Origin of the sequence: Paenibacillus sp. RC21 (assembly GCF_044907935.1) — a bacterium.
GTDB classification, from domain to species: domain Bacteria; phylum Bacillota; class Bacilli; order Paenibacillales; family Paenibacillaceae; genus Paenibacillus; species Paenibacillus terrae_A.
In genome coordinates this window covers 279844-293822 of record NZ_JBIYCS010000003.1, presented here as the reverse complement: position 1 = coordinate 293822, position 13979 = coordinate 279844, and the positions used below count along the sequence as shown (strand labels likewise).

At 44.1% G+C, this 13979-nt stretch carries 15 protein-coding genes, 1 pseudogene and 1 other annotated feature; of the genes and pseudogenes, 6 read left to right on the top strand and 10 right to left on the bottom strand.

What is annotated here, in order from left to right; all coding sequences use genetic code 11:
- Window positions 1–13 precede the first annotated feature (13 nt).
- The gene (locus ABIA61_RS11060; protein ID WP_014280157.1) at window positions 14–250 is read left to right on the top strand and encodes an NHLP leader peptide family RiPP precursor; all 237 of its coding nucleotides are present in this window, start codon (window positions 14–16) and stop codon (window positions 248–250) included.
- A gap of 98 nt (window positions 251–348) precedes the next feature.
- Here the strand turns inward: ABIA61_RS11060 and ABIA61_RS11055 are convergent, their stop codons facing one another.
- On the bottom strand, window positions 349–2238 hold the full coding sequence (locus ABIA61_RS11055) for a sensor histidine kinase (protein WP_283654882.1): 1890 nt from the start codon (window positions 2236–2238) through the stop codon (window positions 349–351).
- A gap of 351 nt (window positions 2239–2589) precedes the next feature.
- Here ABIA61_RS11055 and ABIA61_RS11050 point away from each other — a divergent pair, with 351 nt between their 5' ends.
- Window positions 2590–2832 (top strand): hypothetical protein, encoded by a 243-nt coding sequence (locus ABIA61_RS11050; RefSeq protein WP_283654881.1) that lies wholly within the window; start codon window positions 2590–2592, stop codon window positions 2830–2832.
- Between the two features lie 8 nt (window positions 2833–2840).
- Window positions 2841–3026, top strand: a complete 186-nt coding sequence (locus ABIA61_RS11045) for a hypothetical protein (RefSeq protein ID WP_044648047.1) — start codon at window positions 2841–2843, stop codon at window positions 3024–3026.
- A gap of 93 nt (window positions 3027–3119) precedes the next feature.
- Here the strand turns inward: ABIA61_RS11045 and ABIA61_RS11040 are convergent, their stop codons facing one another.
- Genes ABIA61_RS11040 through ABIA61_RS11030 form a run of 3 tightly spaced genes read right to left on the bottom strand, consistent with a single transcriptional unit; the run spans window position 3120 to window position 5376 of the window.
- Window positions 3120–3791, bottom strand: coding sequence for a GNAT family N-acetyltransferase (locus tag ABIA61_RS11040; RefSeq protein ID WP_283656210.1), 672 nt, complete (start codon window positions 3789–3791; stop codon window positions 3120–3122).
- A 36-nt stretch (window positions 3792–3827) separates the two neighbouring features.
- Window positions 3828–4499, bottom strand: a complete 672-nt coding sequence (locus tag ABIA61_RS11035; protein ID WP_283654880.1) for a GNAT family N-acetyltransferase — start codon at window positions 4497–4499, stop codon at window positions 3828–3830.
- Between the two features lie 16 nt (window positions 4500–4515).
- Window positions 4516–5376, bottom strand: coding sequence for a carbon-nitrogen hydrolase family protein (locus ABIA61_RS11030; protein ID WP_283654879.1), 861 nt, complete (start codon window positions 5374–5376; stop codon window positions 4516–4518).
- A 161-nt stretch (window positions 5377–5537) separates the two neighbouring features.
- Window positions 5538–5810: a binding site (T-box leader), on the top strand.
- Window positions 5811–5896: 86 nt separating this feature from the next.
- Between ABIA61_RS11030 and ABIA61_RS11025 the strand changes: the two genes are divergently transcribed.
- The gene (locus ABIA61_RS11025; protein ID WP_044648050.1) at window positions 5897–6982 is read left to right on the top strand and encodes a bifunctional 3-deoxy-7-phosphoheptulonate synthase/chorismate mutase; all 1086 of its coding nucleotides are present in this window, start codon (window positions 5897–5899) and stop codon (window positions 6980–6982) included.
- A gap of 220 nt (window positions 6983–7202) precedes the next feature.
- Window positions 7203–8828, top strand: a complete 1626-nt coding sequence (locus ABIA61_RS11020) for a DUF1593 domain-containing protein (protein WP_283654878.1) — start codon at window positions 7203–7205, stop codon at window positions 8826–8828.
- A gap of 84 nt (window positions 8829–8912) precedes the next feature.
- On the opposite strand, the gene ABIA61_RS11015 is transcribed toward ABIA61_RS11020, so the two are convergent.
- Window positions 8913–9758 carry a TrmB family transcriptional regulator gene (locus tag ABIA61_RS11015; protein WP_283654877.1) on the bottom strand — a complete coding sequence of 282 codons (846 nt, stop codon included), beginning with the start codon at window positions 9756–9758 and terminating at the stop codon, window positions 8913–8915.
- Between the two features lie 159 nt (window positions 9759–9917).
- Here ABIA61_RS11015 and ABIA61_RS11010 point away from each other — a divergent pair, with 159 nt between their 5' ends.
- Complete coding sequence (locus ABIA61_RS11010; RefSeq protein ID WP_283654876.1) at window positions 9918–10820, top strand: DMT family transporter; 903 nt, start codon at window positions 9918–9920, stop codon at window positions 10818–10820.
- A gap of 84 nt (window positions 10821–10904) precedes the next feature.
- Here ABIA61_RS11010 and ABIA61_RS11005 read toward each other — a convergent pair whose 3' ends face one another.
- From ABIA61_RS11005 to ABIA61_RS10985, 5 genes and pseudogenes are all read right to left on the bottom strand, one after another.
- The gene (locus tag ABIA61_RS11005; RefSeq protein WP_283654875.1) at window positions 10905–11084 is read right to left on the bottom strand and encodes an aspartyl-phosphate phosphatase Spo0E family protein; all 180 of its coding nucleotides are present in this window, start codon (window positions 11082–11084) and stop codon (window positions 10905–10907) included.
- A 223-nt stretch (window positions 11085–11307) separates the two neighbouring features.
- Complete coding sequence (locus ABIA61_RS11000; RefSeq protein ID WP_283654874.1) at window positions 11308–11436, bottom strand: hypothetical protein; 129 nt, start codon at window positions 11434–11436, stop codon at window positions 11308–11310.
- Window positions 11426–12799, bottom strand: coding sequence for a helix-turn-helix domain-containing protein (locus ABIA61_RS10995; RefSeq protein WP_404580722.1), 1374 nt, complete (start codon window positions 12797–12799; stop codon window positions 11426–11428). The genes ABIA61_RS11000 and ABIA61_RS10995 overlap by 11 nt, the downstream gene beginning before the upstream one ends.
- 230 nt (window positions 12800–13029) lie before the next feature.
- On the bottom strand, window positions 13030–13170 hold the full coding sequence (locus ABIA61_RS10990; protein WP_404520383.1) for a hypothetical protein: 141 nt from the start codon (window positions 13168–13170) through the stop codon (window positions 13030–13032).
- Window positions 13171–13177: 7 nt separating this feature from the next.
- Window positions 13178–13881: pseudogene (locus ABIA61_RS10985) on the bottom strand (MFS transporter); the annotation flags it as partial.
- Window positions 13882–13979: the final 98 nt, after the last annotated feature.

The following is a 13979-nucleotide window of genomic DNA, read 5'->3' as shown; positions in this document are numbered from 1 at the left end:
AGGGTGATTTTTGATGGCTACTGAAGTTCTTCAAACACAAGTCATTCAAAAAGCGTGGGAGGATGCCAGTTTTAGAGAAAAACTGATGACAGATCCCAAGTCTGCAATCCGTGATGTGTTAGGAGTCGTTATCCCCGATCATATCCAAATCAAAACACTAGAGGAAACACCAGATCAATTTTATCTGGTCATCCCTCCAGACCCTTCAGGTGTGCTCGCTTCATCTCAAAAACCACGCTCCATGTGGTAAATTTGTTTTTGTAGCTTACTGGTTTTATAATCCTTAAACACCATGCGGGTGGGTTCAGCAAGCTTCCTTCCGTTTTCCCTAGCACAAAAAGCCGGATATTATCCGGCTACGGGGAAGCGGATGGTCGCTTCTGTTCCCACTCCTTTTGCACTTGTAAAAGATATTTTGCCGTTCATCGTTTCAATAATCCGAAAGGTCACCATCATGCCCAAACCTGTGCCTTTGGTCTTATTGGAAAAGTAAGGCTCACCCAGTCTGGATAAGGTCTGCGCGTCCATTCCTTCGCCATTATCCCGAATATGAATAACAGCTTCCCCGTTCTCCACATAAGCCCATATATGAATATGACCCTGATCTCGCAACGCTTCAATGCTGTTTTTAATAATATTGATGAACGCCTGCTTGAACTTGGAGGAATTCCCGCGCACTTTGATTTCCTGGGGAATATCCAAAGAAATTTTGCCGCCTTGCAAATTAGCCATCGGACTGATGATTCCTTCAATATGCTTAAATTCATCCAGGATGGACAACGTTTTGGTCTGCTCAAATTCAGGCTTGGCAAATGTCAGAAAATCGGTGATAATCCCGGAAGCACGATCCAGCTCTTCCAGCGCGATATGCAGATAGTCTTTGTTTTTTCCATCCTCCTGCTTGCTCATCAACTGGAGAAATCCACGGGTAACCTGAAGCGGATTACGTACCTCATGAGCTACAGATGCAGCCAGATCGCTAATAATCTCCATTTTCTCCGAACGCTGAAGCTCATTATTGAACATCTCTAGCTCTCTGGAATATCGAACCACCTGCTTATGCTTTTCTGCCAGCCTTCTGCCCAAAATCGCAATCAGCGCCAGCACAAAACCGAACACGCCCCATTTCCACAGAAACATATTGTAGTGTCCGTCCCTAATAAAGAACCAGGTCAGCTCACCGATGGAAATGACTGCGAAAAAAGCAAATCCTATCGATAAAATGATCGCTTCGTGGTCTCCCTTAAGCGCCATGCGAACCGAAGCAAATACCAGCAACACAAGTAATGCCACGAGTAAAACACACAGGATGATTACACTGAAAAAATAATATATATCGTTTAACCGCTCCTGTACCCCTAAATTCACAATCATCATTGTAAAGCAGAACAAGGAGTAGGCGGTTAGTAATTTTCGAAACTTGCGGATTAGTATGATCGAGTTGATATTTTGTTCAAAAAAGTAAGCTAATGAGGGGAGCAGAATAAACAACCCTACATCAAAAAGCTGTAAATAGAGCTTGCCGTAGCTACGATAGAACGTATACAGGAAGGGTGAATACGTCACGATCATCAGACCAATAGACAGCACGATTGCGCTTAAGGACAGCCACATTGCTATGCTTGGACGGAACAGAAAAAATGAGCAGATCAGCAACACCAGAGCTATAAATATAAAGGTACTGCCCAGTACGATATCCAGAACATCCATTCTGACCAAGGTTCCCAGCAAATCACGATAATCACCAGTCATCACATTTCCGATAATGCCCAGTCTGTTCTTGCTGCTTTCCGTCCATATGTATAATGTTTTACCGCTGTCTTCCGGTTTAAGCGGGATCAGAATACGATTATTTTCATAGTTGTATCCGCGATAGGACTCATAAAAATTGATGCCGTCCTTATACAGCGTAATATGTCTGCCATAAATATTTTCAAAAAGCACCGCTGGCGTTTCATCATTCAGCGTTGGAAGCTGAAGACGAATCCAGGCAGAGCCGGTATTCGCGGGCTGCTTGAACAACTCTGAATCATCATTAATATGCATCCAAACTTTGCTTGGGTCCCGCACCTCATCAAGTGATCCATCCTCCCCTTCCACTCCCCATCTCATATCCCAGGAGGATATCCGGTATTCCATTTCAGGGGTCGTTTTGGCCGCATAGGCGGGTAGGCCTATCGACAACAGTATTACAATGACCGCCAGCAGGGCGGCGACAGCTTTGGGCACAAGCCTCATGTTAAGCACCTCAAAGTTACATAGTAGGATTTACAAAATTGTATACGTTTTATCATTTTTCAACGTCTGGAATAATATTATTCTATACGATGATGTTCTTACCTTCTTCATAAGAAGGGTATCATGTTCTTTTTAATCATTTTTTGTCAAATCTTCATATTGATTGATGATGATTTCCTGTCCTCTTTATCATATCACAGCAGTTACCGAAAAAAACGTTCATTGGGAATGGCAACATCCCGATTTCGCATGATTTTAACCTCGTACAGACACACTAACCCAAGGTTTAATCGTTCTGCCGTTTGGGTAAGGTCGGAATAAGCAATAAACTAACAAAGGAGCTGGAGTACGATGGCAAACCGGGATCATATAAATGATGAGCTTCATGACAACGATTTTGAGCCTTCCCTGCAAAATGCAGAAACGAATTGGGAAAACCTGACCGAAGGACCGGATACTCCACTGGAAAACGTTCCTGATGCCGATGATTTATCCCCGGACAGCCCTATTGACCCTTCCGCACCAGCGGAATTTCTACATGGTACGGATTTACTGAATGGTGCCGATGGGAATGAAAATGACGAAAGGAGTTGAGGTCCGTTATGTATAAAGATCCCATGTCTCAGGCGGATATGGCATATAAACGCTACAAAGCCTTGAATCCTGTGGAAGAGGACGACCGCAGATCTGCGGACAAGTCCAATACAGATGATACCGAGCAATATCTTGTCGAAGACATTCCGCGAGGTGTCGCATCGGCAAAGCCCGTGCCCAACGACCAGGCATGATCAGGGAACACATATGGAAGTAAAAAGGGTGTCTCCGCAAGCCACACAGATGATGAATGGCTGGCTTGGGGCACCCTTTTTCTATACGTATTTTTACAAAGGCAGCAGCGCGATCGTTGATTGGGCTTCCAATCCCTCGACCATTTCATTCCATGCCGCAGGCTTGTTCGGCAACACCGTGTAGTAGCGGCGCAGAAAGGCGGCCACTAACGCTGCGCTCACCTCGTTTGCGCTGTCATCCTCGGGCATAAAACCCAAATTCAGCCCTTCTACAGCGACACCATCGTTATTCCAGGATGGATGTACATAGTCCAGATCCAGTCGTTTGTAGCCCAGATGAGACAGTACCTCACGCCGTACATACGGGTCCATCGGCTTGACGCCGCCAAAGGTATGATCATTGCCACGATAAGGATCATAAATTTCCGCAAACATCCCCTGCAACCGCTGTCCGCTGGCCTGAGCAAGCGAATGCAAATCAGCCTGACGACGCTTCCAAAGGAAACGACCAATACCGAGTCCCGGCTGTCCAATGATCGTAAAGTCCGTCATGGCTACATTAAAATCCTCGTAGTAGCGATATTCGGTTGCACCGACCACCTTTTGGTCCTGTACGGCGACAAAGACACGGATGCCCGGGTCTTCCAACGGTTCTTTCCACAGACTATACTCCAGCACTTCCTCCGGTGGGAATACCTCCTGCATTAACTGATGCATGCTCGAAAATAGCGGATCTTCTATATGGGTAATGCGATGATATTCCATATGGGCATACTCCTTTTAATTTAGTGATGTAGTGATTCAGTAATCGGTATGAAACGGATTTCGCCATTCCATCAAGGCCGCATAATTACGCGATTGTTCATCATCCAGATAATCAGGCATGATACCAACAGGCACCCGCCCGCAACGAAGCAGGAACGTTAACACCGGGTCCTTGAGCTCGCCGGATACTACTGCATCTACATACGCTTCTGCGCTTAACTGGTCGGCATGATGCTGATAACCGGGCATACGTCCCGCACCCAGCAAACGATCCACTCCACGTTCAATGACAAGATGATATAAGGAGAAAATCAACCACTTGCCCAGCCCCAGTCTACGATAAGCGGGACGAACGGCCAAGTCGATCACATACAGCGCGTTACCGTCCTCACGATGGGTACGAATATAACCGTCGTCCGCGACTTCCTCCCATGTATGCTGGGGATGCTCGGGATCATAATGCATCAGCAGGCTGGTCACCGAACCCGCCAGTTCCCCCTCAATTTCCACGCACAGCGCTCCGTCTGCAAAATGCTCAACCTGACTGGCAATCTGCTCCCGGCTCCACAATAGCTCCTGCGGATAGGGCGGCGGAAAGCTCTCCTGCTGAATACGCAGCAGCCCCTCATAATCGGCTATGGAATAATTACGGATGACCGCCCGCAGCGGGCGATCTCCGTCAAAGACAAACCATTCTTTGCGATACATGACGACCTTCCTTTCGTTAGCTCCAGTCTGTGTACAAATCCGTACGGCGGTCACGCCATGTGGTCACTGAGCCGCGCTCGCGTACATCATACAATAGCTGCAAATCCAGATCGGCGGTGACGATCATATCGTTGTTTAGTTCACCTTCCACCATAATGCCGCGTGGCGGAAATGGAATATCATTCGGTGTAATGACTGCCGCCTGTCCATAGTTGGCCCGCATAAAATCAACCGTAGGCAAAGCGCCTACCGTGCCTGTCAAAACCACATACACCTGATTTTCAACCGCTCGGGCGTGGCTTGTATACCGTACCCGGTAAAAGCCGTGGCGATCATCCGTACAGGATGGACAGAAAATGATATCTGCTCCCTTCGCCTTCGCCATGCGTACGATTTCGGGAAATTCAATATCATAGCAGGTCAGCATCGCTATTTTCCCCTTGGACGTCTCAAACACATTGAGTCCCTCACCGGGAGCCATATTCCATTCATGCACCTCAGTCGGTGTGATGTGAATTTTGTCCTGTGTGACTACGCGTCCGTCCGGGTAAAACAAGTGCGCCGTATTATATAAACGTTCGTTTCGTTGCACCACATGGGTACCGCCGATGATATGCATCCCGGTCCGGCGGGCGAATGAAGTGAATAATTCAAGATAGCGATCTGTAAAATCCGGCAGGTCGTTAATGGTCAGGGCCTTGCCTTGACTGTCACCAATCGACATGAGCTGGGTCGTAAAAAACTCGGGAAACAGAACAAATTCCGCACCAAATTCCTCGGCTGTTTTGATATAATGCTCCGATTGAAGGGCAAATTCCTCAAACGAATCAATCGTATGCAGATGGTATTGAACCGCCGATACTCTGATTTTGCTCATAATTCCTCCTTGTACATAACGTCTTTTAGATGGCAAGGGATTCCCGTTGCTGTTCACATTATAACCGATTCAAAACCGGGCGAGAACCGAACCTGACAAACAGGTCTTGCCTTCTGCACCTACTTTGTTTAAAATAAGGTCAACTCTTTTGAATCACATGAACAAAGACATGGACGGAGACAAGTAAACGTCTACCCGGATTTCCACAGAAAGGTACGAATTGCTGAGAGCGTACCGAAATCCCGCGTTGAAATTCACTCCCGAGTCGAGCCTTGAACCAGCATAAGGATTCATTTCTTATCTGCACTAGAGGTTTCCGGAAGCCCCCGTTACGGGCATCAAGCTCAGAAGTAGCTACTGTCGGCTGGAATGACGTTGACGACTTGTATGTATACTTCTGTAATTAGGGTGGTACCACGGCATTCGTCCCTTGCGGCGAGGGCCTTTTTGTGTTATTTTCTGAAAAAAGATCTATGGATTGACAGAAAAAACAATTTTTATTCGTGAAAGGATGTTATGTATGTCGACAAATGAAAATTCTTTGGAGCTGCTGCGGGAACAGCTCGATGCTACCAACCTGCAATTGCTGGAGCTGCTGTCGCAGCGTGCTGAACTGGCCGGACAACTTGGTAAATTAAAAGAAGCTCAAGGGGTGCCTGACTTTGATCCGGTGCGCGAGCAACAAATGCTGGACAAACTGATCGCGGCTAACCGCGGACCGTTCGACGACGCTACGATCCGCCAGTTGTTCAAAAATATTTTCAAGGCTTCCCTGAACTATCAAAAAGAAGAACACAAAAAGCATCTGATCGTCAGCCGCAAAAATCAGCCGGATAGCACAGTCATCAAGGTTAAGGACACGCTCGTTGGTGGCAAAGCCTCCGTTATGGTTGCAGGTCCCTGCTCGGTGGAAAGCTACCAGCAAACTCGTGAAGTCGGTGAAGCTCTGAAAGAGGCAGGCGTTCCGATTCTTCGTGGTGGCGCGTTCAAGCCGCGTACGTCTCCGTATGATTTCCAGGGACTGGGCATCGAGGGTCTGCAAATTCTCAAACGCGTAGGCGATGAGCTGGGACTGGCTACAATCAGTGAAATCGTCGACCCAAGACATTTGGAGGAAGCGATCCAATACATCGACATCATTCAAATTGGTGCGCGTAACATGCATAACTTCGAGCTGCTCAAAGCTGCCGGCGAAACAAGAACTCCGATCCTGCTCAAACGCGGACTTGCTGCTACAATGGAAGAATTCCTTCACGCAGCGGAATACATCGTTTCCCGTGGCAATACGCAAGTCATGCTGATCGAACGCGGTATTCGTACGTATGAGAAATGGACTCGCAACACGCTGGACATTTCCGCCGTGCCGATTTTGAAAAAGGAAAGCCATCTGCCTGTTCTGGTCGACGTGACCCACTCCACAGGACGTAAGGACATCCTCGCTCCTTGTGCCAAGGCCGCACTTGCTGCTGGAGCTGACGGTATCATGGTGGAAGTCCATCCGAACCCGGCAGTCGCTTTGTCTGATGCCCAGCAACAGCTGAATATTCCTGAATTCCACAACTTCCTGTCCGAAGTAAAAGAATCGGGTTTGTTCAAAGTGAAATAAAATAAATCGCTTTCATTTTCTCGGATTATGATGTAATATCAAATCAGGATTGTGACTGATTATGCAGGCAAAACCTAGATACATGTATGCTCAATTTCTTTTTGACGCATAATGTATTTAGGTTTTTTTTATACCTAAAACTAGATATAAAACCATCAATGTATATACAGTCTTAATCCTAAAAAAACACCATGTGTACGTTCAGGAAGGGGAAAAGAAAATGAGAGAAAGAAAATGGTTAAACGTTTTTCTATTAGGTATGATATGTATTTTGATTATCAGTGGTTGCAGCGGCGGAAAAGCTCCTGCTGTTGCAAAGGATGAAAAAGCTACTCCAGCAAAAGAACAAGTGGACAATAAAGTAGAAGCTAAAGCGACGAAGGCTAGAACCGTTATTACGACCGATGGAGAAGTCGATGATATGAATTCGGTTATTCGCTTCCTCCTCTATTCTAATGAAATGGACTTGTCCGGTATCGTACTGACCAGTTCCGTGTACCATTATGCAGGTGATGAAAAAACAGGCATAAAGCCATTCAGATGGACTGGAACTCAATGGGTAACAGATATGATCGATGCTTATGGAGAAATTTACCCTAATCTAACTAAACAAGCCGAAGGATATCCAAAGCCTGAATATATTAAAAGCGTTACCAAGATAGGCAATATTTCATACAAAGGTGAGATGGACAAAGAAACAGAAGGATCTAATTTCCTTAAAAATCTCTTCCTGGATGATGACAAAAGAGATTTATATGTACAAACCTGGGGTGGCACAAATACTACAGCCAGAGCTTTAAAATCCATTGAGGACGAATATAAAAATACAGCTCAATGGGCTGACATCCAAAAAAAGGTGAGCGATAAGCTCGTTCTTTATATCATTTTGGATCAGGATGACAGCTACAATAAGTACATCGCAAAAAATTGGCCGGACATCAGAATTATCAATGATCAATCTAACTTCTGGCATTTTGCATACGCTTGGAAAATGCACACAGAAGAAGTCAACAGCAAGTTACACGGGGATTGGAACTTCAAGAATATCCAAAATGGTCACGGCAAATTGCTCGATATGTACGCTTTGATGGGTGATGGAAAAATGATTCCAGGTGAATTGGCTGAAGAACAAAGAGGCAGTGACACTTATTTAAAGAAAAATCCACAATATGATAAATATGATTTTATCTCTGAAGGAGACTCTCCATCATTCTTCTATCTGATTGATAACGGTCTGCGGAGTATGGAAAACCCAACCTATGGTGGCTGGGGAGGTCGTTTCGGTGTGGTTAACGATAAATTATTTAGAAATACCGTGTTAGACTATGATGTGTATACGAAAAAATTTGAAGCGGAATATTCTCTGATGAGATGGTTTGATGATATTCAAAATGACTTTGCAGCTCGTGCTGACTGGGCGATTGCATCCGACTATAAAGATGCCAATCATAATCCAATTTTAAGCATTAAAGAAGGATTAGATGTGACAGCTAGTCCCGGAGAGAAAATAACACTGCATGCAGAAGGATCAGATCCGGACGGCGATCAATTAACCTATAAATGGTGGAGATATTTTGAAGCCGATACGTATGAAGATTCTAAAGTAAAACCGGCACCAGTTAAACCTGAAATGGGTAGTGGATTGCAACTTGGTCTCCATCGAGAAGTAGCTAAAGGCGAGAAATTAAATACGATTGACTTGCAAGGCAGCGATACAAATACGGTAAGCTTTACAGTTCCCGCAGATGCCAAGTCTGGAAATACGATTCATATCATCGCAGAAGTACAAGACAATGGAAAGCATCAGCTAAAACATTACCAACGTGTGATTGTAACTGTAAAATAACGAACGGAACGTCCACGAAAAAGGCTCATGGAATTAACACTCCATGGGCCTTTATTTATGCATTTTGGACCAGCACATACTCGTTTAAGCCTTCTTTTCAGGTAAAGGGACATAATATCCTTTGCCATTCGGACCCATCGCGAATTTATTGCGAAGATGGATAAGATTAGGGCCGAATTTGGCTTCCAACTCTTCACGAAACTCATACATGATTTCCATAATATAAACATCATGAATAATCACTTCCGTAATCGGCATCACAAGCCCCGGATGCATCGTCCATGCAGCACGGCTATCATCCCCGAGTGAAAGTATACCGGCCACAACCTCCCGGTCATCTACGCTGAGTACAATCCACCGCCCACCAATTTCGGACGTAATCTCTTCACTCATATCATGGTGGTAAATGGTGGCGAATTCAAAGTTAAGATCTCCGTACGCTACAATGAAAATCTCAACTCCTTCCCGCGAAACTTGCTCTAAAGCAGCTCTGAACACCTCGGCATCCTCTTGCCAAATTTCCATCAAGATACGGTGCTTGGCTCCCTTAATTCCTTCACTTATGCGACTTATAATGGCTTCATAACCCGATATATTCCAAATATTCTCTCTGTTTTGGGACGATGCTGTATACTGCTCCAATGTCTCTTGCGCTACATTAAAAATCTGCTCTGCTTTGCGTTTTCTCTGGGCAATCAATTCATGGGGCGGGAGTGGCACATATAGCGGTGTATTATCCTGACTGACCATAATGTCCCCACGGTTAACCATCCCTGATAATACCTCATAAATTTTGGATCTTGGCACTCCGGAATTCAATGACACGGCGTATCCCGAAAGTGGAGAGCTTTCCAACAAGGTTACATAAGCTTTAGCTTCATATTCCGTAAAATTCAAATCCCGCAGAATTTCTAACACATTTGGTTTCATGACGCATTCTCCTCAAATTCATGTTCAACCTTACTATATCACTTCCCCTTGACAAAAACTGATATACGCACTATCTTTTTATGAGTAGTTACTAAAGTAGCTACTCAAGTAACTACTAATATTTCATTTGATATGAGATCATGCCAGGGAGGATTTCACTTGAACAAAGTCATAGCTATCAACAGCAACAGCAACCGTATCTATTATAGTGCTACGATTTTGGCCCTGCTGATTTGGAGCACATCGTTTATCGCCACAAAAGCAGCATACATCACGTTCCCCCCTCTTACGTTGGGATTATCCAGATTTATGATAGCCTCTGTTGTGTTGGGGATTGTTTTGCTTATAAGAAAGGAATTTGTCAAAATTAAGCCAAAGGACTTAGCTATTATTGCATTTAGCGGTGTTTTGGGAATCACTATTTATTTTTCGATGGAGAATATAGGAGTAAGCCTGACTACAGCTTCCAATGCAGCATTGATTGTCGCCTCCTATCCCGCGATCACATCGTTGCTTGAACTCATGATATATAAAGTGAAACTGTCCAAATATAAAATCATCGGCATTGCACTCGCTATGATTGGGGTATATTTTTTAACCTCGGTAGGCGGAAGCTCGAATGGAAAGAATGAACTGATCGGAAATTTAATATTGATTGGAACTGGTTTTGCGTGGGCATTTTATACTTTCATGACGCGCAAGGTTGTGGACAAATACCCGCCCGTGACTTTATCTTTTTATCAAACCGTAGCAGGCAGTATCTTCTTTATACCTCTGGCACTCATTGAAAAAGATAGCTGGCAAGCTCCGACAACGGGATCGTTTATGTTGTTAGTATATCTGGGCGTATTCTGTTCCGTTATCGCATTTTTGCTTTACAATTACGGATTAATCAAGCTGTCACCGAGCAGTTCCGTTTCTTTAATGAATTTGGTACCGATATTCGGGGTATTATTTTCGGTTCTATTGTTGCAGGAAACCATTTCGTGGGGACAAATTATTGGCGGTTTGGTCGTTATCCTAGGTGTCCTACTCAGTGCACATCAACCAAGCAGCAAATAGAACGGAGAAGTATTATTATGTATCATGTGCTACAATAAAGGGGCGAGTGACCTCACCAAAAGTTTCTCGCCCAGTCGGTTGCATTTATGCAGTCGGCTTTTTTTCTTTTACATAAAAAAGGCGGTTATATTGATTAATGAGCTTGTCCAGAATCATAGATTGTCTGAGCACGCTGGCGTGACTGAAACCATGTTTTGCTTGCAAAGCATAAAGCTTTTGTCGAGCTTTCTCCAACCGTTGACGCAAAATGTCGTCCCTTACCATGATATAACCCTCCTTGTTGTATCCTTAGTTTAGAGGGTTATGAATAAGTTTACTAAAAGTAAAGGTTTGGGATAATTATCTATAATCCAACAAAAAAGACCTGCTACGAAAGCGGGTCTACAAGGCTAAAGCTAATTACTATAAGGGTCAAAAAATTTCTGGATTAAATATGCTCTATTATGAATTGGATTAGGCTTAGAGCATATTTTAATATCAAGAATGATCAGAAACCACCATGATGTCCTGTGGGTTCGAAAGTATATCCTTTCTCTTGATATGGGTAAGGAATAATTACTACCATCAATAACGCAAAGCTAGTCACCAATAAGGTTAAAACCATTTTATTCTTCATCTTCGTCCACCTCGTTAATCAAATTACGATAAACTGCCTTTACCTCAGAGGATGCATTTTCTCTAAAAGACTCAAACAGTCTCATACATTTGATTATATATGCTTTATTATTAATCACAGTAGATTTTTCCAAACAGCTTAACAAAAATGTAAAACCATTCAAAAACATACCTTTACGCAAATAGTAGATGGACAATTCAAATGCAAAATGAGTAAAGCGTTCTGAAATGAATTGTTGATTGTACACGCCTACCCCATTTTGTTGCTCCAGAAGAGATAGAATCTGCACTTCAAATCGCTTGAGCAGATCATCTACGTTCATATTATAACGATTAGCCGCCTCAATGATGTTATCTAATGCGGGGAGAACTTCGTCTTCCTTTGTAGAAAAATAAGCTACATAATCAGAGAGTACGCTTACATCGCCTGACATAAGCCTGTTTACATACGTATTGACCTCCGACCACTCCTTAAACCGATTCTTCCACTTCAGGGTCGTTTCATCCGTTTCCTTTACCCAACTTACATCAGCGTAAGTGTTAATATGTAGGAGTGCCTGCTCATAGTCTTTCCTTGCGTCACAAACTTCTGCACGAAGTAAATATGAAACTCCCCAGTATACAAATAGAGGGTAAAACGGCTTTTTTGTATTTTCTTTCTGTGCATTTTGTTGCTTACGATCCAGCTTATATTGGATTTCAGCTAAATTCCCCAAAATTTTAGCGAATTTGTTTACTTTGTCCCACTTACGCAATGAGCGATATGTATTCACTAAATCTCTTAATGCATCCAGCTGGTCAATTTCATCAAGACGATCAACGTAAGTCTCAAACTGGACAGCAGCCTCATAATTTTTCTCTGAGTCATCCCCTTGCCTCGTTACGAATAAACGGTACTGACAAATAGCCAAACGTTCAGAATACTGCTTTTTCTCAGTTAGGGCCACATTCTCATAAAGTATTGCTGCTGCTTCATTCATGCCTTCCTCGAAAAACTCCTCGGCAAGTTCAAATAAGGGATCGGAATATCCCAACTTATCCAATAACATATCCACAACTTGCTGAATACAGTCCAGCTTGTTCAATTTTGCGCAATTATACAAAAAAGGACTCATTCTACGCCAGTTCGGGTTGGAATCGGCCAAATATTCGTCAATATACCGTTCGTAATAATAGCCGACGGGGTGTCCCATCACTTCTGTTATTCGATCCAACTGGTAGACTGAAAACTTACGGTTTCCATTGACGATACTACTCACTGTGCCGGGATTCATCTTGGATTCTCTGGCTAAATCGCTAATGTTCAAACCATTTTCATTCATGTACTTCATCATCTCTGCGAGTATCGTGGTTGTATTGGACAAAATAAACCACCCCTTTAAAGTTAACTTTTTAGGATATCGAACAATTTAAGTGAAAACTATGACAAACAAATAATAATATAGTTTTCCGCAAGTAATCATACCATCTTCTGGAATGTTTTCATATACCTTCAATAGAGTTGCTTTGCGACCTAAACTATTGAAAAAGGCTCATGGAGGTCAAGCTCCACGGGCCCTTTGTAATGCACATCGAACAGTTAACTATACTCCACCTATCCGGCAGGATGAACATCCCGATCCGTTGCGTTATTTTTGGCAGAGGCATGGAAAATCTCTCTTCCCTTCGCCCATAACAGCAATGCCGCCACCAGCAACATTCCACCGTTCAACACAAAGATCCAGCGGATCGGCATCCAGCTACACCGTAATTAGCGGCTCCAAGATCATGACGGAAAAGGTACTTAATCCTGCCAGTATGAGCAAAAAGTACAACGGCCGATTAGCAATAGCCTCCTTGATATCGTCACGGACATGCGAACGGGTACTGGTTCCCTTGAAGTTATCCTCTCTAGCGGCAAAGGTCGCAATTAGCGCAGAGACCAGCACAAGCCCCGCAGAGAACAGAAAGGCATTCCGGTTGCCGTATAATGACTTACCACTCCGCCAATCAACGGACCTATGATGCTGCCCGTCGCCCCGGAGGTTGCCATAATGCCGAGTGCATAACCCGTTTTATCCTCAGGCGAACCCGTTCCGACCAATGCGATGGCAGCAGGAATAAACCCGGAGAGCAGACCCTGAAACAGTCGTACCCCTACGAACACATACGGATCAGTTACAAAGGCACATATCAAATACAATACCGCCAGACTAAAGCCTGAACGAATCAGCATCGGCTTCCGTCCGTACTTATCTGCGAGCGAACCCCAAAACGGAGCAATCAGAGCGCTGGCTAAAAAGGTAACCCCAAAGGCAATCCCCGCCCACAGCTCCAGATGATCGGTCACACCCATTTCCGTATTCAAAAAAATAGGTAAAAACGGAATGGAAACGGAATAGGCCATGCTGCAAAAAAATACACCGATCCACAAAACGACCAGGTTTCGCTTCCAATAAAGATGCATGATGCTACACGTCCCTTCTCCTTATTCCATTATTAACCTCTAAATTAGAAAAGTCCACAGCAAACCTCACCCTTCAGCCGTGGAACAACCATGCAGAA

Coding starts and splice junctions, on each gene's coding strand:
- ABIA61_RS11030 (WP_283654879.1), bottom strand. CDS start 5,376: ATGAGCAAAATCAGAGTATCGGCGGTTCAATACCATCTGCATACGATT.
- ABIA61_RS11040 (WP_283656210.1), bottom strand. CDS start 3,791: ATGGAATATCATCGCATTACCCATATAGAAGATCCGCTATTTTCGAGC.
- ABIA61_RS11005 (WP_283654875.1), bottom strand. CDS start 11,084: ATGGTAAGGGACGACATTTTGCGTCAACGGTTGGAGAAAGCTCGACAA.
- ABIA61_RS11015 (WP_283654877.1), bottom strand. CDS start 9,758: ATGAAACCAAATGTGTTAGAAATTCTGCGGGATTTGAATTTTACGGAA.
- ABIA61_RS11050 (WP_283654881.1), top strand. CDS start 2,590: ATGGCAAACCGGGATCATATAAATGATGAGCTTCATGACAACGATTTT.
- ABIA61_RS11020 (WP_283654878.1), top strand. CDS start 7,203: ATGAGAGAAAGAAAATGGTTAAACGTTTTTCTATTAGGTATGATATGT.
- ABIA61_RS10990 (WP_404520383.1), bottom strand. CDS start 13,170: ATGCCGATCCGCTGGATCTTTGTGTTGAACGGTGGAATGTTGCTGGTG.
- ABIA61_RS11060 (WP_014280157.1), top strand. CDS start 14: ATGGCTACTGAAGTTCTTCAAACACAAGTCATTCAAAAAGCGTGGGAG.
- ABIA61_RS11035 (WP_283654880.1), bottom strand. CDS start 4,499: ATGTATCGCAAAGAATGGTTTGTCTTTGACGGAGATCGCCCGCTGCGG.
- ABIA61_RS11055 (WP_283654882.1), bottom strand. CDS start 2,238: ATGAGGCTTGTGCCCAAAGCTGTCGCCGCCCTGCTGGCGGTCATTGTA.
- ABIA61_RS11000 (WP_283654874.1), bottom strand. CDS start 11,436: ATGAAGAATAAAATGGTTTTAACCTTATTGGTGACTAGCTTTGCGTTA.
- ABIA61_RS11025 (WP_044648050.1), top strand. CDS start 5,897: ATGTCGACAAATGAAAATTCTTTGGAGCTGCTGCGGGAACAGCTCGAT.
- ABIA61_RS11045 (WP_044648047.1), top strand. CDS start 2,841: ATGTATAAAGATCCCATGTCTCAGGCGGATATGGCATATAAACGCTAC.